Source organism: Nostoc sp. (assembly GCF_036917615.1).
In the GTDB taxonomy this organism is placed as follows: Bacteria; Cyanobacteriota; Cyanobacteriia; order Cyanobacteriales; family Nostocaceae; genus Nostoc.
Map to the genome: position 1 here is coordinate 185,296 of NZ_JBALCZ010000011.1, position 23,910 is coordinate 209,205.

The following is a 23,910-nucleotide window of genomic DNA, read 5'->3' on the forward strand; positions in this document are numbered from 1 at the left end:
CTTGTGGAGATTGCAATGATTTTTCCTTAATCATAAATAACAATTCTTCCGCAAGCCTAAAACGAGTGGAATGTTTTCCAATAAATAATAGTACATTGCCACTTATAAAAGTATAAAACATCTGTGTAGATGTCTTGAGGTTTATAGCCACTGGCTCGACTTTTCTTTAATTCCCAGACTGATTGAACAGGCGCGAACTATTTATCGCGTCCGTTCTTTCACATCTTGACAACGGCGGTAATGGGGTGAGAATAACTTTTTTAGGGTTCCTTCTCCCTCTATCCAAAGAATTATTCTGGTCGAGATATAACAAGACTAACTCTGGCAACTTAGTATAACAAATAAGCGCACTTTAGATGCATATTTGAGTTAACTCTGAAAATAAAGCAACAGGATTTTTTTCTATGGTGATAGTCTATAACTTTCTACCCCTAACAGATAGATTTAGAAGCAAAGATTTACCTCCTAAGGTATTAACTTTTCTCAATTCTACTTGAGTAAAAAATATTAAGTTTTCTAAACTATCCCGAATTTAAAAATTACTTAATTTTCGCAAATACTCCAGTAGGAAAACTTGAGAATATATAGAGATGAAATAGTTTTATTTACTTTGTAAAGTTCGATAAACGTGGATCATATTCGGAACAATGCAGGTTAAACTAAAATAATCTCAAAGAAAAGACAAATCTGCAACTTTGATAACATCAGGTTCCACTAATTTTAGTTAAAAGCTGTTTTTAGCTACCGCACTAACAAATGTAGTTTCACAAAAAAATGTAATTTTTTGACGTAGTGTAGTGCTCATAGTTTTGGTTTAACAAACAAAACATCTAATTGAGGGCAATTAATAGCGCTAACTCGAATCAGGTCACATTTTAAGACCTTTGAAAGGAGTTTAAATTCTCAAAGCCAGCAGTATTGCTAAGCTATGTCTGAATTGTTCAGACCTAGCTCATATTGTGATACATTGGCGAATTTCTATTCTACTGACATTTTTCAAATTTAAATCCGTTGTTATAAATAGATGAATATCAAGAGAATTTTGCTCATAGTTGGCATATTAGGTTTCGCTGTTGTTGGTTGCACAAATGGCGCTCAAAATGATAACACTGCTACTAATACTGGTACTAACATTGCTACCAATATAAGTGCAGAGAGTCAGGCTAGTGCTGCAAATAGAAAATTGCAAACAATCGGCGTTGCTTTGGGTGACTTGGGCAATCCCTTCTATAATGCAGTGCAGAAGGGAGCTGAGACTGAAGCTAAGAAAATCAGCGGTAATATCAGAGTCAATGCGGTTTCCAGTGCCTTTGATTTGAACCAACAAACTAACCAAATTGAAAATTTCACTGCTGCGAATACTGACTTAATTATCCTTAGCGCTGTTGACAAAAAAGGAGTTAAACCGGTAATTGACCAAGCAAGGCTTGCAGGTAGGGTTGTGATTGCAGTAGATTCAGCCGTTGATGCAAATGTGGATGCGATCATTAGCTCTAACAATACCCAAGCTGGTGAAATTGCTTGCCAATATATTGCCGATCGCATCAAAGGTCAAGGTAGTGTAGTTATCCTCAACGGGACTCCGATGGACTCAATAAATCAGCGAGTCAGTGGCTGCGAGAAGTCATTGTCCAAATATCCAGATATCAAACTCATCTCTAAAGACCAAAACGCTGAAGGGACTAGGGATGGAGGACTGAGAGTCATGAGCGATTTGCTCACAACCTTTCCGAAAATTGACGCCGTTTTTGCCACTAACGATCAAAGCGGTGTGGGCGCAGATTTAGCAGCTAGACAAGCAAGACGTAAAGAATTTTTTATTGTTGGGGTTGACGGATCACCAGATGCAACCAAAGCAATGGAAGATAAAGATGGTGTATTTGCTGCAACTGCGGCTCAAAATCCCGCAGGGATGGCGCAAAAAGCGGTTGAGATTGGCAACGATATCATCCAGGGTAAAAAACCTGAGTCACCTGACATTCTGATTCCAGTCAACTTGGTTACTAGAGACAACCTCAGCAGCTACAAAGGCTGGTAATACTAATTTGTAATTCGTAATTACAACACACAGAAAAAGGCTTGATACAGGAGGGTTACAATACTTTACCCTGTTTTTTAAACAATACATCGTTTCCAAATTTGGTGTAAGGAAGAATGACTTCTAGGAGATATATGAATGTGAAAAGGATTGCGTTCACCTCTAGTGTTACGCTTCGCGTAATCGCAGCTAGCATACTAGGTCTTATCAGTGGTAGTCTTGTCGGCTGTACAAATGGTTCTACCGATAGCAACACTGCTACTAACACTGAAACCAAAACTGCTACCAATACTAGTGCAGAAACTAAAACCGCTACTGGGAATGGAAAATTACGATCAGTTGCCTTTACTGTTGGTGATTTAAGTAACCCCTTCTTCGTCCTCATGGGACAAGCAACTGAGACAGAAGCCAAAAGAATTGGCGGTAAGGATGTCAAAGTTACCGTAGTTTCCAGTGCCTATGACCTCAACCAACAAGCCAATCAACTGGAAAATTTCACGGCTGCAAATACTGATATCATTATTCTGAATGCTGCTGATAAAAGTGGCATTAAACCAGCAGTTGAAAAAGCAAAACTTGCCGGTAGAATTGTGATTGCGGTAGATACAGGTGCTGAAGGAGGTGTGGACGCCACCATTACTACTAATAATGTCCAAGCTGGAGAAGTTGGTTGCAAATATATTGCAGACCGCCTTAAGGGCAAAGGCAATGTAGTAATAGTTAATGGCCCGCCAGTGGACTCAGTGACTCAGCGAGTTAGTGGCTGCGAGAATGTATTGTCTAAATATCCCGATATCAAAATACTCTCCAAAAACCAGAATGCAGAGGGTAGCCGGGATGGAGGACTCAGAGTTATGAGTGATTTGCTCACAACTTTTCCGAAAATTGATGCTGTTTTTGCCATCAATGATCCGAGTGGAGTTGGTGCAGAACTAGCAGCTAACCAAGCACAACGTAAAGATTTCTTTATTGTTGGAGTTGATGGTGCGCCAGAAGCAATCACTGCGATCGCTGCCAAAGATAGTTTATATGCGGCGACTGCTACTCAAAATCCGCGAGGGATGGCCCAAAAAGCAGTTCAAGTTGGCAACGACATCTTAAATGGTAAAAAACCTGAGTCACCTACCATTTTGATTCCCGTTAAGTTGATCACAAAAGATAATGTCAGCACAGAAAAAGGTTGGTAAATAATAAAAATTGTGAATTTGCAATTGAAAATTATGTCTAATGTGAATCCTTTGATGCATTTGTAAAGTTTTTGCACATCCGAATAATGTACGGCGGTTTTAACTTAATTTAAATACAAAACCTAACCCCCAGCCCCTTCCCGACAAGGGAACGGGAGTAAGACTCAAAGCCTCTCCCCTTTTAGGGAAGAGGTTTGGAGAGAGGTCAAAACTCTATGTACTGCAACCGAAAACCGCTATATATGTGCATCAGCGGAAAATCTGAGTGCCCATTTATAGCACTTAGACTTTTCCAGACAGTCTCCATCAACTAACGTTAATAACCAAGTATGAAAATATCTCTTTCCCACTCCCTATTTTCAAACTAGTAGTCAGCTTTTAAAACATAATTTTGTGATCAGATATGAGTTGATTAATTCCTAACTCACAATTGCGAATTTTAAATTGTTTTTACAGGAGATGTCCATGACAACAAATATTGAAACCTCATTTCCTAATGCACCAACTACCACTCCGGTGTTAGAAATGCAAGGGATTACCAAACGATTTCATGGTGTATCTGCGCTCCAAAATGTCAATCTGACAATTTATCCAGGAGAGGTTCACGCCCTCATGGGTGAAAACGGAGCAGGCAAAAGCACATTGATGAAAATCTTGGCTGGGGCTTACATTGCCGATGAAGGAGAAATTCGGATTAATGGTCAACCCCTGAAAATTACCGATCCGGCGACAGCACGCAAGGCGGGTATTAATCTCATTTATCAAGAACTGAATGTTGCACCTAATTTAACTGTTACCGAAAATATGTTTATGGGTAGCGAGTTGCGGCGAGGTCAGTTTTTAGACCGCCAAGCTATGCACCTGGAAGCAGAGCAAGTGCTGCAAAGCCTTGGAGCCAATTTTACAGCCCAGACTATAGTTGGCGCCTTGTCGATCGCCGAACAGCAGCAAGTAGAAATTGCGCGAGCCTTGAAAGACAAAAGCCGCGTTTTGGTGATGGATGAGCCAACAGCAGCACTATCTGACCGTGAAACTCAGCATTTATTTGAGGTAATTCGCAGACTACGAGACGACGGCATTGCTATTATCTACATCAGCCACCGCATGGAAGAAATATATGCCCTAGCTGACCGGATTAGCGTGCTGCGGGATGGTCAATACATTGGCAGTCTTACACGGGATGAAATTTCTGCACAGCGATTAGTGCAGATGATGGTCGGTCGTTCTATGCAAGACTTTTACGAACATCAACGGCAAACCAATCCTGGACCGGTGGTGCTGGAAGTCAAAAATATCAGTGACGGACGCAAAATCACACCGACTAGTTTTCAAATTCGTGCTGGAGAGATTCTTGGTCTAGCGGGGCTGGTTGGTGCAGGACGCACAGAGGTATCCCGGCTGATTTTTGGTGCTGACCGCAAGGCAAGTGGTGAAGTATTCCTGAATGGGATGAAACTTAATATTAATACGCCCAGTGATGCTATTACTGCCGGCATTGGCTACGTCCCAGAAGACCGCAAAGACCAGGGTCTATTTCTGGAAATGAGTTCCCGTAAGAATATTGCCATCAACACCCTCAAGCAGGATGCAAAGGCTGGCATTGTTAATTGGGGTTCAGTCAATCTGTTGGCGAAGCAAGCAGTTGAAAGCTTTAATATTCGGTTGGCCAATCTGGAAATCAGAGCGGTGGATCTTTCTGGTGGGAATCAGCAGAAGCTACTACTAGCCCGTTGGCTAGCCATTAAGCCAAGAGTAATAATGCTAGATGAGCCGACACGGGGCGTAGATATCGGTGCCAAAAGCGAAATTTACCGAATTATCAGCGAGTTGGCAGCACAAGGTGTTGCTGTTTTGATGGTTTCCAGCGAACTACCGGAGATTGTCGGCATGAGCGATCGCGTCTTGGTGATGCGAGAAGGGCAGATGGTAGGCGAACTGGATGGCAGTCTTGGTAAAGAAATCACCCAAGAAAAAATTATGCACTATGCAACTGGAGCATCGGAGGTATTAGCATCATGAGTCAGACAGTCAGGCCGCCTGCCAATAAATCAGCCAACAATCCCGTATCCCGCAACCAGAAATCAATTAGCACTCTACTGGAAGTTGCGGGTATTCTGCCAATCCTAGTAATTATCTGCATCTTATTTGCATTCCTTTCTCCCAACTTCCTCACAGGCGGTAATATCGTTAATATCTTGCGTCAGGCATCAATCAATATTGTGCTGGCGACAGGAATGACCTTTGTGATTCTCACCGGAGGCATTGACCTTTCGGTTGGCTCAATCTTAGCTGTTTCTGCCGTAGTTGCCTTACTGGTATCGCTACTACCGGCTTTAGGTTGGGCGGCTGTGCCTGCTGCCTTGCTGGCAGGGTTGTTTTTAGGCTTACTCAACGGCGCTCTGATCACCTTTTTGGATGTGCCACCTTTTATTGTGACGCTGGGTTCACTGACTGCCTTGCGGGGTGTGGCGTATTTAATTGCTAAGGGGACAACGCTGATTAACCGGGACATCGATTTTGCTTGGGTGGGTAATAGTTATGTTGGCCCGCTTCCTTGGCTAGTGATCATTGCGCTCCTGACGGTAATCGCTAGCTGGTTTGTGCTGCGACAAACTGTTTTAGGAGTGCAGATATATGCCGTCGGTGGTAACGAGCGGGCAGCTCGATTAACTGGAATTAAAGTTAATCGTGTCTTGCTATTTGTCTATGGTATTAGTGGATTACTGGCAGGTTTAGCAGGCATCATGAGTGCTAGCCGTCTTTATAGTGCTAGTGGCTTATTAGGTCAGGGTTACGAATTAGATGCGATCGCTGCTGTTATTCTTGGTGGAACCAGCTTTACCGGTGGTATTGGCACTATTGGCGGCACCCTTTTAGGTGCATTAATCATTGCTATTCTCAACAATGGTTTAACTCTGTTGAACCTATCTTACTTCTGGCAACTAGTCGTCAAAGGACTAGTAATTATTTTGGCGGTAATGATTGATCGACTTCGCAGACGTTCCAGACGGTAAATAGCACGCAGTCATTTGAGCATATATCCTGTACTTTTTCCTCAATCTTTGACCTGAACCCTTATAAACTATCAGCATTTTGCAGAGAGCAAGAAAATGACCATCCTCTTAGTAGGAGACATTGGCGGAACCAATACAACTTTACGGTTGGTTGAATCAGAACCACAAAACACAGTTCAGGAGTTACCTCACCAAACTACCTTATATGAGTGTACCTACGCTAGTCAGGAATATTCTGATCTGGTATCTATAGTGCGTGAATTTTTGGTTGCCGCAGATCAAAACTTTGGGAGTCAGATAACTCTAGAAAGAGCCTGTTTCGGAATTGCTGGTCCGGTAGTCAACAATATTTCCCAACTAACTAACTTAGGTTGGATGTTGGATAAAACTCTTTTGGAGAATGAGTTGCAGATCAGCGAAGTTCGTTTAATCAATGACTTTGTTGCTGTTGGTTATGGGGTGTTGGGCTTATCTCCTCAGGAAGATTTGCATACTCTACAACCTGGCAGACATGATGCAAATGCTCCGATTGCTGTAATTGGGGCAGGCACAGGTCTAGGACAAGGGTTTTTAATACCGCAATTGCACGGATATCGAGTGTTTGCAACTGAAGGTGGACACGCAGACTTTGCCCCTCAGTCGGAACTGGAGTTTGAGTTATTGCAATATTTATTGGAGAAATACAACATTAACCACGTTTCTGTAGAGCGGGTAGTTTCTGGAATGGGAATTGCGGCAATTTATCAGTTTCTACGCGAGATCCAAGGTTATCAAGAATCTCCTGCCCTTGCACAAATCTCCGAAACTTGGGAGCAAGAAATTGGACAGGAACATAAAACTGTCGATCTTGCTGCAAAGATATCCTTTGCTGCCGTCGAACAGGAAGATTACCTCTGTCAAAGAACGATGGAGTTGTTTGTGCAGGTTTATGGTGCAGAAGCAGGAAACTTAGCTCTCAAAATTATGCCATACGGTGGATTGTATATAGCAGGCGGTATTGCTGCTAAGAATTTATCCTTGATGCGGCAAGGAAATTTTATGCAAGCATTCTTGAAGAAAGGGCGAATGAATTATTTACTTCAAGAGATTCCTGTTCATATGATCTTAAATCCAAAAGTTGGACTAATCGGAGCTGCTCTATATTTGTGCAGACCAACTGACTTCTAGTTAAAACGTTTTAGGGATTAGGTGTGCAACGCGCACAGCACCCGCTTTCTCTGGGAGACCAAAGCGAAGGGCGATGGCAAATCCTAGCTCAGTTTTAACCCAGTTTAATAAACACTCTCATTATATATATGAGATATAACTATGACCCCCACTACTGTTCGTCGTAAATCCAACACGTTTTATGTCATTTTGATTGCTGGTGCTGCTGCCCTCGGCGGCTTTCTGTTCGGTTTTGATACTGCTGTAATCAACGGTGCGGTTTTATCTCTAAAAAAAGCTTTTAACACCAGTAGTTGGCTGACTGGGCTGGCAGTGTCCCTAGCGTTACTGGGATCTGCCGTAGGAGCCTTCTTTGCTGGACAGATTGCAGACCGTTATGGTCGAGTCAAGGCAATGGTGGTCGCTTCGACGTTATTTACTATCAGTGCCATTGGCTCTGGGCTTGCCGTCAGTGTCTGGGATTTTATCTTTTGGCGAATATTAGGTGGGATTGGCATCGGCGTTGCTAGCGTCATCGCCCCAGCTTACATTGCGGAATGTTCTCCCACCCATTTGCGGGGAAGGTTAGGATCTCTGCAACAATTAGCGATTGTAGTGGGAATTTTCGTCGCCTTATTGAGCGACTACTTTATCGCTACGTTAGCAGGTTCAGCAGATTCGCGTTTGTTAGGGGTTGCAGCCTGGCGGTGGATGTTTTGGACAGCAGTCCCGCCAGCAGTATTTTACGGGATGATAGCTTTAACAATTCCTGAATCCCCTCGTTACTTAGTTGCCAAAGGACGAGAACCAGAAGCTGCTAACGTTCTGGCCAAGATTTTGGGGGGTGATGTGCTGCCAAAAATTGAAGAAATTCGGCAGACAGTGCTTCAAGAACGCCAGCCTAAGTTTTCTGACTTGTTAGGTAGAAGTGGTGGACTTCTCCCCATTGTTTGGATAGGAATAGGCTTATCTATACTTCAGCAATTTGTTGGTATTAATGTAATCTTCTATTACAGCAGCGTTTTGTGGCGGGCAGTCGGATTTTCCGAAAAAGATTCCCTAACAATCACGGTGATTACAGGAGCCGTCAACATTATTACAACACTGATTGCGATCGCCTTTGTGGATAAATTTGGTCGCAAGCCTTTGCTTATATTAGGGTCGATTGGCATGACCTTGACCTTAGGGACAATGGCTTCTATTTTTAGTAATGCTCCCGTAGATGCTGCTGGGAACCCCACTCTTGCCGGAAGCGCAGGGACTATGGCTCTCATTGCAGCCAACCTCTATGTATTTTGCTTCGGTTTCTCCTGGGGGCCAGTGGTTTGGGTACTGTTGGGAGAAATGTTTAATAACAAGATTCGAGCTGCTGCACTTTCAGTTGCTGCTGCAATGCAATGGATTGCAAATTTCGTCATTTCCACAACATTTCCTCCCATACTGCAATATTTCGGTCTAGGTTCTGCCTATGGACTCTATACAATTGCGGCGGCTACCTCATTCTTTTTCATTCTCTTTTTTATCAAGGAAACCAAAGGAATTGAGTTAGAAGATATGTAATTGGCATCCATCTAGTACTGCTGTGCGTAATTCCTAATTCAGATATCTGTTTCCTCTGCGGTTCATTAATGTTAAATAGTTTTAGCCTTATACAGATTACCTGTGAGGTTCCATAGAACAAGGGGCTTAAGCCCCTTGTCTCACCAAGCCTGATTTTGTACAGTTTCACAAAGAATTTGCTTGGAATTATAGCAATCCTAAATGAGTCGTGAAAATCTCCGATTCCTCTCTCTGCGCCTCTGCGGTTAATTTATTTTTACAAATGATTTAGGACTGCTATAGATGGGGTTGAGAACAACAGATAAATTCCAACCTCCTGCCTTCTTCACAACTGATGACTGCAAAATAATTCAAAAATATGCAGCAGTGTGTTTAGAAACGCAGTATTTTCCTAATTATCCTAATGAATCTGCATTCCCATCTGCGATGCTACATCCCGGAGAAAATATCAGACAATAACTAAATACAAACTCTCGCTTCAGTAAATCACTAAAAAGATGGAAACTATCAATACGGCTCTTTGTTCTTATGGTTTGTCCGGCATGGTATTTCATGCGCCGTTTATTGATTTGCATCCCGGATTTAAATTAGTTGGTTCTTGGGAAAGAAGCAAAAAGCTGATACAGCAACATTATCCTGAAGTAAAAAGCTATCCTTCTTTTGAAGCATTGCTGGCAGATTATCAAGTAATATTAGTGGTGGTAAATACACCCACTTATACCCATTACGATTATACTAAACAGGCTTTGCTTGCAGATAAACATGTAGTGGTAGAAAAAGCATTTACCACAACGGTGACAGAAGCAGAAAACCTGAAAGAATTGGCACAAAAACAGGGAAAGAAATTATCTGTATATCAAAATCGCAGATGGGATAGTGATTTTAAAACAGTTAAAAAAATTGTAGAGGAAGGCTTGCTAGGTGATATTATTGAAGCAGAATTTCAATTTCAAAAATATAAACCAACCCTTAGCCATAAACAACACGTAGAAGTTCCAAGTCCGGGGGCAGGAACATTAAACAATTTAGGCCCGCACTTAATAGACCAGGCTTTGCATTTATTTGGGATGCCTGATGCTATTTTTGCAGACATCCGCATAACTAGGCAGCGATCGCAGGTAGATGATTATTTTGAATTGATATTATACTACGACAAACTGCGTGTAAAATTAAAAGCAAGTTTCCTTGTGCGTGAGCCTGCGCCTGCCTATATCATACATGGCACTAAGGGTTCTTTTCTCAAAAGCAGAGCCGATAAACAAGAAGAGTATTTAGTAGCGGGTATGAAGCCTAACACACTTAATTGGTATACAGAGCCGAAAAGTGAATATGGTTTGCTTCATACAGAAAAAGGCACAAAAGTAATTCGGGAAAAAGTAATAAGTTCACAGAGTAGTTATTTAGGTTACTACGATGCTGTGTACAAATCAATTGTTGATAATCAGCCAATTGCTGTTACTGCCTCAGACGGAATTAATGTAATGCGGATTATAGAAGCGGCTATTAAAAGCAGCAATGAGAAAAAAGTCATACCGTTGCTTTAAGTGACCTAAAGTCTCAACTCAAAATATGTAAATTTAATGCTGATTAGCTGATAATCTGCAAGCTTTGGTTCGAGTCTAATCTCTTTAGTTACAAAGTCAGAATTCAACCATTTTCAAGTAATAAATCAATGCTCAAAGTTCTTTTTCATAGCTTTTTTCTCCTATTTTTGGCAATTCCAGCAGTTTGGGCAGCACCTCCGGAAGATGATTCTAATGCAGCAGATGCTAATAGGAATTTGGAGGGACAAGTCAATTCTGTTTCCCAGTTTTCTGATATTAAACCGAGCGATTGGGCATTTCAGGCACTGCAATCGCTAGTGGAACGCTATGGCTGTATTGCAGGTTATCCTGACGCAACTTATCGCGGCAACCGTGCTTTGAGTCGTTATGAGTTTGCAGCTGGTTTAAATGCCTGCTTAGACCGGGTGAATCAATTAATTGCTGCGGGTACTAATGATTTAGTCAAAAAAGAAGATTTGGCAGTGCTGCAAAATTTGCAAACAGAGTTTGCGGCAGAATTGACAACTCTGCGTGGGCGGGTAGATACGCTGGAGGCACATACCGCAACGCTAGAGAAGCAGCAATTTTCCACTACTACTAAGCTGAATGCTCAAATTATTACCGCCGTTAGTGATACCTTTGGTAATAGAGTGGGTGGCGATCGCGATGAAAGCAAAGTCTACTTTGCAAACCGAGGTCGTCTCAACTTTGAGAGTAGTTTCACAGGCAAAGATTTATTGCGAGTCCGGTTGGAGTTTGGCAACTTTGCGAATTCCAATGGTGCAAGCCAAATTGCCGCAGCCACAGGCACTGGAATGACACGCCTGAACTTCGATTATGACAACAACGATACACTTTTTGTTCCCCACATCCGTTACTACTTCCAAGTCAGTGATTCTCTTAACTTCGTTGTTGGGCCCACAGGCATTGGTTATACCGACATTTCAACCACCGTCACTCCCGCCACAATCGCTGACGACGGCAATGGGGTTCCCTCACTATTTGGATCGTACAGTCCCTTATTCCGGCGAGGTGGCGGCGGTGCAGCTGCTAACTGGAACATTAGCAAAGACTTCGTTCTCACCTTGGGCTATTTAGCAAACAGTCCCAATGTCCCATCGGCTAGCAGCGGGTTATTTGATGGCGGCTACAACGCCCTGGCGCACTTAGCCTATTATGGTAAGCAAGGAGCGATCGGTGTTGCCTACTCTCATGGCTATAGCCCTGGTGGAACAGTCGATCTCGCCGCTGGGACGGGTAGCGCCCTGTCAAACGCTCCCTTTGGCAACAACATTGCTACTTCCAACAACATTGTAGGTGCACAGGGATTCTATCGCTTCTCCCCGAATTTCCAAATCCACGGTTGGGGTGGATATATCTGGGCAAATGCCAAGAACTCTGGTTTGAGTGATATTTCCAATGGTAGGGGTGGAACAGATTCTCTGTTTGTGAACAATGGTGACAATGCCAATGTCTGGTTTGGGGCGATTGGTATGTCGTTTCCTGATGTCGGGGGTAGGGGTAACTTGCCAGGAATTCTCTTTGGTATACCACCGCGTGTCTCTAATAGTGATGTCCGTCAAGACCGAGACAACGCTTACCATATCGAAGCATTCTATCGTTACCGCCTGAACGACAACATCTCAGTGACTCCTGGTTTTTGGGTGATTCTCAACCCGGAGAACGACAGCAGAAATGATACGCAGTATGTGGGTGTGATTCGCACAACCTTTGATTTTTAACTGAATTAGGACTTATCCATCAACTACGAAATGTAGGGGCAATACCCTGCCTTAAGCTGCTTTGCCTCTACATAAATTACATTCATCAATTTAGGGAATATTGCTATATCTCCTTTGGTCAACTGATTCGCCAACTAACACATAGGATGCCCAATAAAGAGGACGAGCATATTCCGAATTTGCCAGCATCTTGACTTGAGCGAATTGCAGCGCTTGGGCTTTCGTTTTACCAGCAATTATAGCGGTTCTCAATTGCATAGAATACAGACAATTCGTAGGGGCACAGCATTGCTGTGCCCTTATTGTCTATTGCATCCATAGACGCGTAGCGGCTTAAGGCAGGGTACGAGAACCGCTATATAAGAGCAGCTACACTGATTCTCGATAGATGGGTTCGACACTATCACGAAAATTGAATTGCACCTCTGGGTTAATCCCTACTAAATCGTTGCCAAGAGACTGAGGTGTTGCTCACTGCTGTCGTCGCTGCGATCGCCCAGTTGACAGAAAGCAAAATTTTTTGATCACCAGTCCGACATGCTTCGTTTCCTTGAACACCCGATTTTACTTACTGTACTATCAGTGGTGTACTTTATCTAGAATCCTTTGAGCGATCGCTTTTGAAGAGTTGCCGTGAAAAGTCAGACCCATATACTTCTTTAAATCGAAAAATTGGATTTTTAAAATAACTTTATACAAAATTTTTTCTATGGTACTGATGCATTAACCTACTTTCCTGGTATTTGAAGCGGTTTTATGGCAGTACAAGTACATAGAATACTGTATTTCTTACATAAAGATGGTTGGTAAATAGTTGTAATTTCTTGGACATTTAAGTACCTTATAAATACTGAACTACCAAAGATTGCTTCCCAGCTACGACTTCTTATTACCCTAGTTTATGGCTAGAGTGAAAAGCAAACTTTCAATGCTGGGTGCAAAACTTTGATTTCAAAAATTGTAGTAACTCGCACATTAATCTACCGTAAATATTTTATGAATAAAAGGTACAAATTAGCACTGGCTACCGCTAGCATTGCTTTGGGTTTTGGTGTAATCCAAGCTAAACCAGCACAAGCTGCCACATTTAGTGGTCCGATTAACATATATGCTGCTGCCAGCTTGACCGAAACCCTAGTCCAGGTTGAGAACCTTTACAAAACAAGCAACCCCGACGTTACCTTTATGAATACCTTTGGGGGTTCTATTGGTCTGGCTAATCAAATCATAGCGAAAACAAATCCAAAGCCAGTAGATATCTTCTTCTCAGTATCCCAAGCACCGTTAGATAATCTGCAATCTAACAACCTACTAATAGAAGGAACCAGGCAAGACATACTAAACAACACCTTGGCTATAATCACGCCGATAAATTCAACCACATCTATATCAAGCGTTCAAGACCTATTACCGCTGAAAGTGGCTATTGGTAATCCTGCGTCTGTTCCAGCAGGAGTATTCGCCCAGCAATTATTTGCCAATTCCGGGATATCCGGGCAACTCAATCCTGTCTTAGGCACAGATGTGCGTAATGTACTATCATTAGTGTCAAGCAACACTGTAGATGCAGGCATTGTTTACACCACAGACGCTCTAACAGCACTTGATAAAGTCAAAATTGCATACACTCCGCCTATCAACCTTTACTCTCCGATTGTTTATGGCTCTGCTGTACTCAGACAAACTCAAAACCTAGATGCAGCTAAGGACTTCAACTCGTTTCTGCGCAGCCCTCAAGCATTATCTGTGTTTCAGGTATCTGGATTCACGCCTATCCCCGAACCCATGACTACTGGTGGCTCAATAGCAGTAGGTATAGTCGGCCTTATGATGAAGCGAAAGGTAGCGGCAAAAGCCAAAGCTAAAGCAGCAGTGAATTAAAGGTTTTTGGCTGTATTCTCAATCAAAATTGAACTCACAACTGCAAATAGGAATCAACCCAGGTATAACCCTGACTTTTCACATCCCGTGAAAAGTCAGATTATCCTGAATCAATAGTTGCAATTCATTATCCCGGAATATTGGATTGTAGATAACGATGCACTGGCAGACAGGGGATTTATCGGCAATCCCAAATAGCCCACACTATCGATTTATTGGCTAGTTGAAGGTCAATACAGTTCAGTTAAGGCTAAAACTCTTTGCCAAAGTCAATTTTTTTAACGAACCGCCAAGGACGCAAAGGACGCAAAGAGAAGAAAGAAATGCTTAACTGAACCGTATTGAGTTGAAGGTGAGTACTAATTAAGCTTGTTTCGTGGAAGCGAGCGCTCGCTTCTAGCGGACGGGCTGCGATCGCTAATCAGTTGTTTAATCACCGGAAGCATCGTTTGAGTGACTGGAATGCATCAAGTTACGCCACCCGACACGCCGCCAAATTTTTTGAGCTTCTGCGATCGCAGTTTCAGGTTGCAATAGCGCGTCAGCAGGGAGATCAACCTGGACATAGGCATCTCGCCCGTAGGTCTGAGAATGGGTTTGTTTGAGCAAGTCAGCCGCTAATTGCAAGTCTCGCGTAATTAAATAATCATAGTAATGTCGATCTTATAAGTCTCAAATTCTCCACAAATCTGCTGAATGAATCGTTCCGTGACATATTCCATTACAACTGCTTGCAAGAAAAATAACCCAGCTGTTTTTTCGAGCAGCGATCGCCGGATCAGCGAGTTAATTAGATTAGGTACGCTCTGCTGATAGACTTGATCAACAACATTTTCACGAATCTCTGCAATCGAGACTGGCTGACGATGAATCGCCTGCCAAAACATCGCTCTCTGTTCGTTATTGGGTAAGGGACTTCCAAATAATAAAATCACCACTTACAATAATAATAATCATTATCACAAGTTAGGGGGAGGGATGAGCAGCCATTGGCTGCTCATCCCTCCCATTTTTGTAGTTCTCTTCAAGCGCGTTATCCAATTGCAATTGAACAGGGGTATGCGGCAATCAAATGGGTTGCTGAAAATAGCACTGCAATTAATGTCGATAACTCACGCCTTGCCATTGCCGAAGATAGTGCCGCCGCTACGTTGCCGCCGGCAGTGACTCTGCTGGCGAAGGAACGGCAAACTCCAGCGATCGCCTTTCAAGCGCTGTTTTATCCAGTCACCGATGCAAACTTTGATACAGAGTCATCCACGCAATTTGCAGAAGGTATCTGGCTGACACGAGAAGCCATGAAGTGGTTTTGGAACCAGTATGCACCGGATGAATCGGTGAGGAATGAACCAACTGCTTCTCCACTACGAGCATCAATCGCTCAGTTGCGGGGTTTGGCGCCTGCACTGATCATCACCGATGAGTTTGACGTGCTGCGCGACGAGGGCGAGGCATACGCTCGGAAGTTAGGGGAGGCAGGCGTTACAGTCACAGCAACGCGCTACCTTGGCAGGATTCATGATTTCGTGATGTTGAATGCGATCGCGAGTACACCTGCGACACGGGCTGCTGATCGCCCAGGTAACCACGATGCTTCGAGATATTTTTGCCAAGTAACGTTTAGGTGACTTGAAATTTTAGAAATATCTTCCCAGTTGAGCAAAATATCACAGAGGTTATAACAGCTATGACTTTTGAATGGAAAAAAGTTCAAGGGTTTTTGCTAGTTTTGCTACTAGCAGTTAGTGTTGTCGTCAGTTTATTGATCGGCCATCCAAAATCAGCAGTTTCGCAGAAATTACCCTCTACGTCGAACTCTAAGCCTTCTATTGTTCTCGTTCATAGTGCTTTTGCTGATGCTACGGGATGGCAACACGTTATCCCGCTCTTGGAACAGGATGGCTATACAGTCACTGGTGTACAAAATCCCCTCTTATCGCTGGCCGAAGACGTTGCCACAACTAAGCGGGTAATTGATGCCCAAAAGGGTCCGGTCGTCGTTGTTGGGCTTTTATTTCTCATCCAAACGAGGTTGCCAAACTAATCGAACAGGCGGCGACTGCTCTTGCAAAGTAACCCGTGATACATAAGCATAGCTCGATTGTCTAAGGGACTTGCAGTTAAAAAAAACATCCCATCTCCGGGGCGCAAGGCCTTGCGCCCTGACAAATGTACAAATAATTTTGGAGAATCTATTTTTTGTCAGTTCCTAATATCAAGTCCGGGTAATCAGTTATTAGTAAAGAAGGCAGGAGGCAGTCTAGCTTGAGGTAGCTATGTTGAAATTTATCTGTTGCTCTCAACCCCATCTAATTTTAAGCCAGTGATTGTCTCCACGGGCGGCGCAGACCCAAGTGCGATCGCAGTTCCAATTTCAGATTTTGAAGATCCCCCCAACCCACGCCACTTGCTCCACTTGGGGAGATCCCATCGCCCTTGGCGTCTCCCCCTGGGAGAAGACCGCAGTGGCTCCCCTTAAAAAAGGCTTGCTCATGAATTTCTTTTACCCCTTTTTTAAGGGGGTCGCCGCAGGCGGGGGGATCTTAACCGAACCGTATTAGATATACTTTTTCAAACGGCGATTTGTACAATAAGATTAGATCAACAGGAGGAAGTTATGCAGATTGTAACAAGTTGGCAACAAGAAGGTGTAGAAATCGAAAGAAGGGAAACAATTTCAACGCTTTTAAAAGTACGTTTTGGAAATTTAGATGCTGAGTTAGAGGCAATTATTCCTCAGTTAATGCAGTTATCTAGGGAAGAATATCTTGGCTTACTTTTACAAGCTGACCGTGAGGAATTATTATCGCGGTTTCAAAGGGAATCGTAATTTGATAAAAGTGGGTGTGCTATTTAGTAAAATCTTATATACCATAAGGATTTACCTTTTAAAACCGTCTTGATAGACAGTTGTATGCAACAAATAAATTAATTAATATTATATATTTCTGATTTAGGTAAATATTATTATTGTTCTCTGAAACGTAATTGACTTGTTGATGACACGGGAGAACAAGAAGATTATAAAAGAATTGAATTATTATCTGAGATTAATCAGGAGTTAAAATCAGGTAAAATAGTTAAAATAAAGAAGTTTACTCAAGCGAAAAAAGTCAAACTTAACAAGAGTGACTGTCTCCACCGACAGAACGGATTTTATCGCTACTAAGGATTTATCTCAAGATTATACGGACGTTGTACAACAAGTATGGAAGGCTTAGGTTATATAGTTGCTAGATTGAATTATTTATGAGTTAAAAGCTTTTTAACTCATAACTTTTACTAGGATGCCAATAATTGCCGAATTAACCTAGCTACAGCCTTTTGCGTGAAGCGGTTGGCAATTTGTTGACCCAAACGGTGTACATCTGAATTTACCAATAACTGGGCAATTTGGGGTGCAAGTTGCACTGGGTCAAAGCCTCTTGTTTCTTGAAGAATACCTAATATACGTTTGATATGCTCCAAGGTTTGTTGTTGCTCAACTGTCGCCGCCGGAGTTTCATTAACTGCTGTCAACCCAACGCGTTCTCGTAGGAGATAGGTAAAGTTATGCAAAACATTTTTACCCAAAGCATTGAGTCCGTTGACAGATTCATCTACCAGCTTGTCACGAATAAAAGCACCGCGTTCAGATGACAGAAATTCTATCCCCTGATTCAGCACTAAGTTGAAGTCGTAGTCTTGACTGTTACGCGCATTACGTAACAAGTTTTCTAAGCGATTCCACCGAAATCTGCCATCTTTAAATAGCAAATCTTGCAATGATGCTCTTAATTGCGGTGCTGGATCGGTTAACAGACGTTTAGAAACGTAGGGATAAGCTTCGCTGAGGACTTTAAAGTTGGGATCTATAAATATTGCAATACCTTCGAGCGTCACCAGGGAGCGAATAATTAAGGCGTAGTAGGGCGGTACACGGAAAGGATACTCATACATTAAAGCCGATAGTTCATCGGTGATACTTTTAATGTTAAGTTCGGCAACACTGGCTCCTTGAGCATCAGCAAAGACTCTCGCAAAAGCTGGGATAATTGGGGTTAAATCGGTTTCTGGTGATAAGAAATCTAACTTAACGTAGTCTTTTGCTAATCCTTCAAAGTCGCGGTTGACGACGTGAACAATCGCTTCAATCAAACCATAACGTTGTGGTGGCTTAATTTCGCTCATCATCCCAAAGTCGAGATAAGCTAATTTGCCATCTGGTGTTGCTAACAAATTACCAGGATGGGGATCGGCGTGGAAAAATCCATGTTCTAGCAGCTGACGCAAGGAACACTGCACACCCACTTCAATCAAGTAACGAGCATCTATGCCTTGGGCGCTAATTTCTTCTGTCTGGGTTAATTTCGTGCCGTTAATCCACTCCATCGTCAAGACGCGACGGTTGGTGTACTCCCAGTAAATTTTAGGGATATATACGTCTTTTATATGACCGTATAACTCGAAAAATCGTTCAGCATTTTCGCCCTCATGGATGTAGTCCATCTCTTCAAAGATGCGATCGCCTAATTCATCGAGAATCCCAACTAAGTCACTTCTTACCCGTTTGACCTTTTTCTGCACCCAAGCGGCGAGGTTACGCAAGATATACAAGTCAATGGTGATCCCCTCTCTTAAGTCGGGGCGTTGGACTTTTACGGCAACTTCTTCACCAGTTTTTAGTTTACCTTTATAGACTTGTCCCAATGAAGCCGCAGCAATTGGCTGGGCCGAGAGTTCGGCGTAAACCTCTTCTGGAGGTGCGCCTAGTTCTTCTTTGATAAACTGGTAAGCAATTTCGTTGGGAAAAGGTGGTAATTGGTCTTGTAGCCTAGTTAATTCTTCTAGGTATACGGGAGGAACCAGATCCGGTCTGGTGGACAAAGCTTGTCCAATTTTGATGTAAGCAGGCCCCAGTTGGGTCAGCAATACTCGTAGCTGAGTGGCTCGGCGACGGTCATTTTTGACGACAATTCCCCGTTTGCTATCTGACCACAACCCAAAAGCGAAGGATAGAGTCGGCCCTAACACGGCAAAAATTCGCCGCAGAACTTGCAGGCGTCTGTTTCGGTAATGTGCCGCTATGCCCAGGGGATCGTAAAGCATCTCAGGTTGGGCAGTTGTCCTCACCTTTTGGGCGGCTAAGAGGCTTGCCGATGTCTGCGACGGGCGTAGCTGCGGCACAACCAAGCTTTGTGTACCATTTTCTGGCACTACATCAATAACGTCCAGTTCGCCTCGGCGATTTGTGCCGTTGCGACTGTCCTCCTGAATCGGTCGGGAACTAGGGGGAAGTGTCTTTACAATCATGAAGAAGGCCACCAGTCAGAACGATCACATTAAGTATTGTAACAATATGTTCAGGGATTGGGCATTGGGCAAACAGGGCATTGGGCTTTGGAATAATTTTTTCCAGTACCCAGTGGTTTGCTACACTTAAATGGGCATACTAGTTCAATAGTAGTAGGTCTTGCTAGTTGCTGAAAGATTAATACTTATTGTCCTGTAAGTTAGAAGTATCCGGCATCTGTCCTAACGGAGAATTTGGTTTGATGTTGCTTTGCCTGCGAATTGAAAACTTTGCCCTAATTGACCAACTGGAATTGGAATTTGGCGCGGGACTAAATGTCTTAACAGGTGAAACCGGCGCTGGAAAATCTATTATCTTGGATGCCATTGATGCTGCTTTGGGCGGTAAAGTCTCTAGTCGAGTCGTTCGCACAGGGACAAGTCGGACAATGGTAGAAGCTACTTTCACCTCAAACGCCCCCCTAACCGCTTGGTTGAGTGAACAGGAAATAGATTTGCTTGATGAAAATTCCGTAGTCATTAGCCGAGAAATCACAGCCACTGCTAGTAATATCCGCAGTCGATCGCGGGTGAATGGCGTGTTGGTAAATCGGCAGATCATGGGAGGAATGCGCGATCGCTTGGTGGAAATCACAGCCCAAGGTCAAACGGTGCAAGTGGGACAATCTGCCCAAGTCCGCGACTGGTTGGATTTATATGGCGGCGACTCTTTGATGCAGCAGCGTCACAAGGTCGCCACGAGTTTTAGTGCTTACCAACAGGCGCATTTAGCACTAGAAAAACGCCGGACATCAGAACGGGAACGGTTGCAACAATTCGACTTGCTCACCTATCAAGTGCAAGAATTGGGAGCAGCCAATCTCACTGAACCTGATGAATTGGAACAGTTGGGACAAGAACGGGAACGTCTGAATCATGTCGTCGATTTGCAACAAATGAGTTACAAAGTTTATCAGGCTTTGTATCAAAACGATAATGAAATCCCAGCCGCAGCAGATTTATTGGGAAACAGTGAGGCAACATTAAATGACATGGTGGAATACGACACCCAACTGCAACCCCTATTGGAATTGGTGCGGGACGCGCAAGCTGCGGTAATGGAAGTGGGAAGGCAGATTAATACCTATGGGGATGGTTTGGAAGCCGATCCCCACAGGTTGGAAGAGGTGGAACTCCGCATTCGGGAATTAAAGCAAATTTGCCGGAAGTATGGGCCGACACTTACTGAAGCGATCGCTTATTATCAACGTATTCAAGAGGAATTAGCCCAACTTAACAACAGCGAACAATCTATCGAAAACCTAGAACAGCAAGAAAAGGCGTGTTTTGAGAAACTCATCCAAGCAAGTAATCAGTTAACTCAACTGCGGAGTCAGGCGGCTGCTAATTTAGAATCACGTTTGATATTTGAACTCAAGCCCCTAGCGATGGAAAAAGTGCAGTTTCAGGTTGAGATAGTGCCTGCTTCCCCAACTGCCACCGGAGCAGATAAAATTACCTTTATGTTTAGTCCCAACCCTGGAGAACCACTGCAACCTTTAACGGAAATTGCCTCTGGCGGGGAAATGAGCCGCTTTTTACTGGCTCTGAAAGCTTGTTTTTCTCAAGTTGATGTGGCTGGAACAATGGTATTTGATGAAATTGATGTCGGGGTTTCGGGAAGAGTCGCCCAAGCGATCGCTGAGAAATTACACCAGCTAAGTCAACGCAACCAAGTATTATGTGTTACTCACCAGCCTTTAGTTGCGGCCATGGCCGATCGCCATTTCCGCGTAGATAAGCTAACTATCAATCAAGGCAAAGGTAAAAAAGCCAACAATGATAACGCCGAACAGCGTACCGTTGTCAGAGTTACTACCTTGGATAATTTAACCACTCGCCGGGAAGAACTAGCGCAATTAGCTGGTGGTAAATCTGCAAGTGATGCGATCGCTTTTGCCGAATCGCTGTTATTACAAGCTGCTAACCACCGTCGTGGGGAGTATACTTGACAAGTTTAGGCTGCCAATTCTGAAAGGCGTAAACCAGCGATATTCTCGCAGGAAAAAGTCTCTTTACCGATCCATCGGCGGCAGATTAGCTCTATAATTTGGCCTGCCCAGTTGCGGAAAAACCATTGGCACAAGGAACCATCCTCTTGAGGAGTCATAGATAGAGGAATAAAGCCCTTCTCCTGCCACACCTCTGCTGCTGCATAGATATCATCAACAATAATGGCAACGTGATGGACAGTATTAGAACCTTGCTCCTCGAATAAGCTAGCGATCTGTTCATCTGGCGCGTTAGGCGCAAGCAGTACCAAAATCATGCCTGACGGCATTAAGGCTGAGAGAAAGTACATGCTAGCATCTTCGGGCAATAGGTTTTGCTCTGGACAAAAATCATCAGGCCATTTTCCTGGCCCTTCTGTGATTTTGGCATCATAGTTGACCAGAGTCTTAGCGTAGTCTGTGAGAATTTCTGAATCAGGAAACAACAGTACATAGTGATCTACAACAACTAATTCACCAAATAAATGTATGCAAAAAGATGAGTTTAAGAATTCTGGAGTCTTGCAATCTTCTTTAAACAAGAGCAATCCATCACTTTCCACAAAAGGCGACTCCTTATTTATCAAGGTGTCAGCTAAGTTAAAACATTTCCTGCGTCTGCTGGAAGGTTATTGCTCATAATACTTACCTATAAAAACGATCTAATATTCAAAATTGAGGGTTAGGGCTTATGTCTACCATTATACTAAGACTGCTTTGAGCCAATTTCAAGCATCTGCAATGCGAGCGCGGTAACTGGCAAGAAGAGTGCAGTTAGCTGGTGGTAAATTTGCAAGTGACGCTCGTGCCTTTGCTGACTCGCTGTTATTGCAAGCTGCTAACCACCGCTGTGGGAACCAAAGTTGATCAGTAGCATTATTAAATACTTCACCACAGATTTTCCGGAAACTATTTTTTCAAGTAAGTAATTACGTAAGTAATTATATTTGTTATATCCAGGTGATCTTAAAGATTTTATATTGTACTGTACCAGTCAAATTTGCCGGAAACCGCCACTTGCTTTCAGTCTTAACTTATCAATTAGAGCAATCGCAAATAAATTAGATGCCAAGAAAATATAGTGTGATCGCCTGTGCAAATATTTATGCGATCGCAGGCTTGTGATTAACCTTCGTAGATAGTGATTTATACTCCAGAAACTGTATACGTAATTTGTGCAAATTCGCTCACGTCCAACAATTCTTTGATTATGGAACTCAGATATAACTTGCCAAATTGCCTTTTGTCTTGAGCCATTTTGGAAGCAACGTTTACCGGGTTACCAGCAATGTCTTTACCGTCAACGGAAAAATATAAAATTAAAACTTTATTAGCCTCAATACCTATACGAGAGGCAAGTCTTGTACGGCTAACTCCTGACGAAATGCTTGAGCAAACTTGAGAGCTACGGTAGCATCATCAAAAGCATAAATTCCTATAGTACCAACTACCTTGATTTCTGCACAGCGTAAGCGCATCCTGTCAATATTTACTAAACAAAAAAGTCCTTATTTCTGGACACCTTATATCTTAGTAGGAAATTGGCTTTGATACACACAATTGCTACAAGACATATGACTTAATTATTCAATATTTGAGCATTCTTAACACCCATTTACTGATGAGCATGAGTTGCACTGCAAGGTAGACTCTTGTACCACGAACCACGATCGCCAGCAGATACATTACCTGTAAGTACCACCTCTCCCTTTTTGTTTACCACCCATTTACTTGCTTCTACAATAGATTCTGATGTGGTGGTAACTGGGTTAGTAGTAACAGGTGGACTATTGCGATCGCTGCTAGAGTCGAGCCATACCCAACCTACTTCTACTGCATCCGGAGTGAGAACATCCTTGGTGGGATTGGGAGGCAAACCGCCGCGTCCGGTAATAATAAAACTGCTTTGAGCATAACCTGGACGGGAGCAGACTTGCGCTACTTCTGGGACTACTGCTATTGTAGGTAGCTCAACTAAGCCACTGTTGGGGTCGATACCAAGGGTGTTGATTTCTACATTGCCCTGGATACCAAATTCAGAACTAGCAGTGATGTCACTCAAGAGAGTTGGACTTTCACGGAACTGAATACCATAAATGCTATTCGCTTTGATATTGACTCTCCCACCTTTGCCTGTAAAAGCATTAGAGGATGTTTGAAAAGTCGATGAAAAGTATAATTCATCGTTCTGAACGTAACAAAGTGGAGTGAAAAATCCCGATTTTCCGTTAAATCGTGAGATGCTTCACTACGCTGGCGCTCCGTTGGGCATCACATTTTATACTTTTCAAACATCCTCTGAGAGCGAGAAACATCTTTTCGTCGCAGTATTCGCCAAAAGTCACGCCGAGCCGCGATGAACAATCAGTCTATGGTTTCTGTGTTGGCGGCGGCTGTCTCAAACTCTAATTCCATACTATTATCCGCCTGTCAATAGGGTTTGAGACGCGCTAACCCTGCTACAAGCAGGGCTGTT

General features: G+C 43.1%; 22 protein-coding genes and 1 pseudogene. 16 read left to right on the forward strand and 7 right to left on the reverse strand.

The annotated features are described in order from the left end of the window. The first annotated feature begins 1,024 nt into the window (after nucleotides 1-1,024). The 9 genes from V7K85_RS02290 to V7K85_RS02330 all read left to right on the forward strand — a co-directional run bounded on the left by V7K85_RS02290 (nucleotide 1,025) and on the right by V7K85_RS02330 (nucleotide 12,231). A complete protein-coding gene (locus V7K85_RS02290; protein ID WP_334811045.1) occupies nucleotides 1,025-2,038 on the forward strand; it encodes an ABC transporter substrate-binding protein in 1,014 nt (337 codons plus the stop codon). Nucleotides 2,039-2,172: 134 nt separating this feature from the next. After that, nucleotides 2,173-3,225, forward strand: coding sequence for an ABC transporter substrate-binding protein (locus tag V7K85_RS02295; RefSeq protein WP_334811046.1), 1,053 nt, complete (start codon nucleotides 2,173-2,175; stop codon nucleotides 3,223-3,225). Nucleotides 3,226-3,690: 465 nt separating this feature from the next. Next, nucleotides 3,691-5,244 carry a sugar ABC transporter ATP-binding protein gene (locus tag V7K85_RS02300; RefSeq protein WP_334811047.1) on the forward strand — a complete coding sequence of 518 codons (1,554 nt, stop codon included), beginning with the start codon at nucleotides 3,691-3,693 and terminating at the stop codon, nucleotides 5,242-5,244. Next, the gene (locus V7K85_RS02305) at nucleotides 5,241-6,239 is read left to right on the forward strand and encodes an ABC transporter permease subunit (protein WP_334734736.1); all 999 of its coding nucleotides are present in this window, start codon (nucleotides 5,241-5,243) and stop codon (nucleotides 6,237-6,239) included. Before V7K85_RS02300 ends, V7K85_RS02305 begins: the two co-directional genes overlap by 4 nt. Before the next feature lie 96 nt (nucleotides 6,240-6,335). Next, nucleotides 6,336-7,406 (forward strand): glucokinase, encoded by a 1,071-nt coding sequence (locus V7K85_RS02310; protein WP_334811048.1) that lies wholly within the window; start codon nucleotides 6,336-6,338, stop codon nucleotides 7,404-7,406. A gap of 141 nt (nucleotides 7,407-7,547) precedes the next feature. Continuing rightward, nucleotides 7,548-8,945, forward strand: coding sequence for a sugar porter family MFS transporter (locus tag V7K85_RS02315; RefSeq protein ID WP_334811049.1), 1,398 nt, complete (start codon nucleotides 7,548-7,550; stop codon nucleotides 8,943-8,945). Between the two features lie 282 nt (nucleotides 8,946-9,227). Next, on the forward strand, nucleotides 9,228-9,404 hold the full coding sequence (locus V7K85_RS02320; RefSeq protein WP_334811050.1) for a hypothetical protein: 177 nt from the start codon (nucleotides 9,228-9,230) through the stop codon (nucleotides 9,402-9,404). 38 nt (nucleotides 9,405-9,442) lie between these two features. Then, nucleotides 9,443-10,489: a Gfo/Idh/MocA family oxidoreductase gene (locus tag V7K85_RS02325; RefSeq protein WP_334811051.1), complete on the forward strand. Its 1,047-nt coding sequence runs from the start codon at nucleotides 9,443-9,445 to the stop codon at nucleotides 10,487-10,489. Between the two features lie 128 nt (nucleotides 10,490-10,617). Next, nucleotides 10,618-12,231 (forward strand): iron uptake porin, encoded by a 1,614-nt coding sequence (locus V7K85_RS02330; protein ID WP_334811052.1) that lies wholly within the window; start codon nucleotides 10,618-10,620, stop codon nucleotides 12,229-12,231. 90 nt (nucleotides 12,232-12,321) lie between these two features. On the opposite strand, the gene V7K85_RS02335 is transcribed toward V7K85_RS02330, so the two are convergent. Beyond that, nucleotides 12,322-12,489 (reverse strand): CHAT domain-containing protein, encoded by a 168-nt coding sequence (locus tag V7K85_RS02335; RefSeq protein WP_334811053.1) that lies wholly within the window; start codon nucleotides 12,487-12,489, stop codon nucleotides 12,322-12,324. 738 nt (nucleotides 12,490-13,227) lie between these two features. Between V7K85_RS02335 and modA the strand changes: the two genes are divergently transcribed. Continuing rightward, nucleotides 13,228-14,112, forward strand: a complete 885-nt coding sequence (gene modA, locus V7K85_RS02340) for a molybdate ABC transporter substrate-binding protein (RefSeq protein WP_334811054.1) — start codon at nucleotides 13,228-13,230, stop codon at nucleotides 14,110-14,112. Between the two features lie 429 nt (nucleotides 14,113-14,541). Here the strand turns inward: modA and V7K85_RS02350 are convergent, their stop codons facing one another. Together V7K85_RS02350 and V7K85_RS02355 are read right to left on the reverse strand one after the other, a co-directional pair. Beyond that, complete coding sequence (locus V7K85_RS02350; RefSeq protein WP_334811055.1) at nucleotides 14,542-14,739, reverse strand: hypothetical protein; 198 nt, start codon at nucleotides 14,737-14,739, stop codon at nucleotides 14,542-14,544. Between the two features lie 11 nt (nucleotides 14,740-14,750). Beyond that, on the reverse strand, nucleotides 14,751-15,047 hold the full coding sequence (locus tag V7K85_RS02355) for a hypothetical protein (protein WP_334811056.1): 297 nt from the start codon (nucleotides 15,045-15,047) through the stop codon (nucleotides 14,751-14,753). A gap of 54 nt (nucleotides 15,048-15,101) precedes the next feature. On the opposite strand from V7K85_RS02355, the gene V7K85_RS02360 reads away from it, so the two are divergent. The 5 genes and pseudogenes from V7K85_RS02360 to V7K85_RS36345 all read left to right on the forward strand — a co-directional run. Further along, complete coding sequence (locus tag V7K85_RS02360; protein WP_334811057.1) at nucleotides 15,102-15,740, forward strand: alpha/beta hydrolase; 639 nt, start codon at nucleotides 15,102-15,104, stop codon at nucleotides 15,738-15,740. A gap of 59 nt (nucleotides 15,741-15,799) precedes the next feature. After that, complete coding sequence (locus tag V7K85_RS02365) at nucleotides 15,800-16,156, forward strand: alpha/beta fold hydrolase (protein ID WP_334811058.1); 357 nt, start codon at nucleotides 15,800-15,802, stop codon at nucleotides 16,154-16,156. Nucleotides 16,157-16,405: 249 nt separating this feature from the next. Further along, the gene (locus tag V7K85_RS02370; protein ID WP_334811059.1) at nucleotides 16,406-16,591 is read left to right on the forward strand and encodes a hypothetical protein; all 186 of its coding nucleotides are present in this window, start codon (nucleotides 16,406-16,408) and stop codon (nucleotides 16,589-16,591) included. 138 nt (nucleotides 16,592-16,729) lie between these two features. Then, a complete protein-coding gene (locus V7K85_RS02375; RefSeq protein WP_334811060.1) occupies nucleotides 16,730-16,942 on the forward strand; it encodes a hypothetical protein in 213 nt (70 codons plus the stop codon). 30 nt (nucleotides 16,943-16,972) lie between these two features. Next, nucleotides 16,973-17,327, forward strand: a pseudogene (locus V7K85_RS36345) (IS701 family transposase); the annotation flags it as partial. Nucleotides 17,328-17,394: 67 nt separating this feature from the next. Here the strand turns inward: V7K85_RS36345 and V7K85_RS02380 are convergent. Then, a complete protein-coding gene (locus V7K85_RS02380; protein WP_334811061.1) occupies nucleotides 17,395-19,404 on the reverse strand; it encodes an ABC1 kinase family protein in 2,010 nt (669 codons plus the stop codon). A 242-nt stretch (nucleotides 19,405-19,646) separates the two neighbouring features. Here V7K85_RS02380 and recN point away from each other — a divergent pair, with 242 nt between their 5' ends. Further along, a complete protein-coding gene (recN, locus tag V7K85_RS02385) occupies nucleotides 19,647-21,395 on the forward strand; it encodes a DNA repair protein RecN (RefSeq protein WP_334811092.1) in 1,749 nt (582 codons plus the stop codon). Nucleotides 21,396-21,400: 5 nt separating this feature from the next. Here recN and V7K85_RS02390 read toward each other — a convergent pair whose 3' ends face one another. The 3 genes from V7K85_RS02390 to V7K85_RS02400 all read right to left on the reverse strand — a co-directional run bounded on the left by V7K85_RS02390 (nucleotide 21,401) and on the right by V7K85_RS02400 (nucleotide 23,496). Beyond that, nucleotides 21,401-21,997, reverse strand: a complete 597-nt coding sequence (locus tag V7K85_RS02390) for a VOC family protein (protein WP_334811062.1) — start codon at nucleotides 21,995-21,997, stop codon at nucleotides 21,401-21,403. Nucleotides 21,998-22,777: 780 nt separating this feature from the next. Continuing rightward, nucleotides 22,778-22,912 (reverse strand): hypothetical protein, encoded by a 135-nt coding sequence (locus V7K85_RS02395; protein ID WP_334811063.1) that lies wholly within the window; start codon nucleotides 22,910-22,912, stop codon nucleotides 22,778-22,780. Between the two features lie 137 nt (nucleotides 22,913-23,049). Next, complete coding sequence (locus tag V7K85_RS02400) at nucleotides 23,050-23,496, reverse strand: hypothetical protein (protein ID WP_334811064.1); 447 nt, start codon at nucleotides 23,494-23,496, stop codon at nucleotides 23,050-23,052. Nucleotides 23,497-23,910 lie beyond the last annotated feature (414 nt).

Bases quoted from the DNA above. Each gene is read 5' to 3' on its own strand.
- V7K85_RS02290 (WP_334811045.1), top strand. From the start codon at position 1,025: ATGAATATCAAGAGAATTTTGCTCATAGTTGGCATATTAGGTTTCGCT.
- V7K85_RS02295 (WP_334811046.1), top strand. From the start codon at position 2,173: ATGAATGTGAAAAGGATTGCGTTCACCTCTAGTGTTACGCTTCGCGTA.
- V7K85_RS02300 (WP_334811047.1), top strand. From the start codon at position 3,691: ATGACAACAAATATTGAAACCTCATTTCCTAATGCACCAACTACCACT.
- V7K85_RS02305 (WP_334734736.1), top strand. From the start codon at position 5,241: ATGAGTCAGACAGTCAGGCCGCCTGCCAATAAATCAGCCAACAATCCC.
- V7K85_RS02310 (WP_334811048.1), top strand. From the start codon at position 6,336: ATGACCATCCTCTTAGTAGGAGACATTGGCGGAACCAATACAACTTTA.
- V7K85_RS02315 (WP_334811049.1), top strand. From the start codon at position 7,548: ATGACCCCCACTACTGTTCGTCGTAAATCCAACACGTTTTATGTCATT.
- V7K85_RS02320 (WP_334811050.1), top strand. From the start codon at position 9,228: ATGGGGTTGAGAACAACAGATAAATTCCAACCTCCTGCCTTCTTCACA.
- V7K85_RS02325 (WP_334811051.1), top strand. From the start codon at position 9,443: ATGGAAACTATCAATACGGCTCTTTGTTCTTATGGTTTGTCCGGCATG.
- V7K85_RS02330 (WP_334811052.1), top strand. From the start codon at position 10,618: ATGCTCAAAGTTCTTTTTCATAGCTTTTTTCTCCTATTTTTGGCAATT.
- V7K85_RS02335 (WP_334811053.1), bottom strand. From the start codon at position 12,489: ATGCAATTGAGAACCGCTATAATTGCTGGTAAAACGAAAGCCCAAGCG.
- modA (WP_334811054.1), top strand. From the start codon at position 13,228: ATGAATAAAAGGTACAAATTAGCACTGGCTACCGCTAGCATTGCTTTG.
- V7K85_RS02365 (WP_334811058.1), top strand. From the start codon at position 15,800: ATGACTTTTGAATGGAAAAAAGTTCAAGGGTTTTTGCTAGTTTTGCTA.
- V7K85_RS02375 (WP_334811060.1), top strand. From the start codon at position 16,730: ATGCAGATTGTAACAAGTTGGCAACAAGAAGGTGTAGAAATCGAAAGA.
- V7K85_RS02380 (WP_334811061.1), bottom strand. From the start codon at position 19,404: ATGATTGTAAAGACACTTCCCCCTAGTTCCCGACCGATTCAGGAGGAC.
- recN (WP_334811092.1), top strand. From the start codon at position 19,647: ATGTTGCTTTGCCTGCGAATTGAAAACTTTGCCCTAATTGACCAACTG.
- V7K85_RS02395 (WP_334811063.1), bottom strand. From the start codon at position 22,912: ATGCGCTTACGCTGTGCAGAAATCAAGGTAGTTGGTACTATAGGAATT.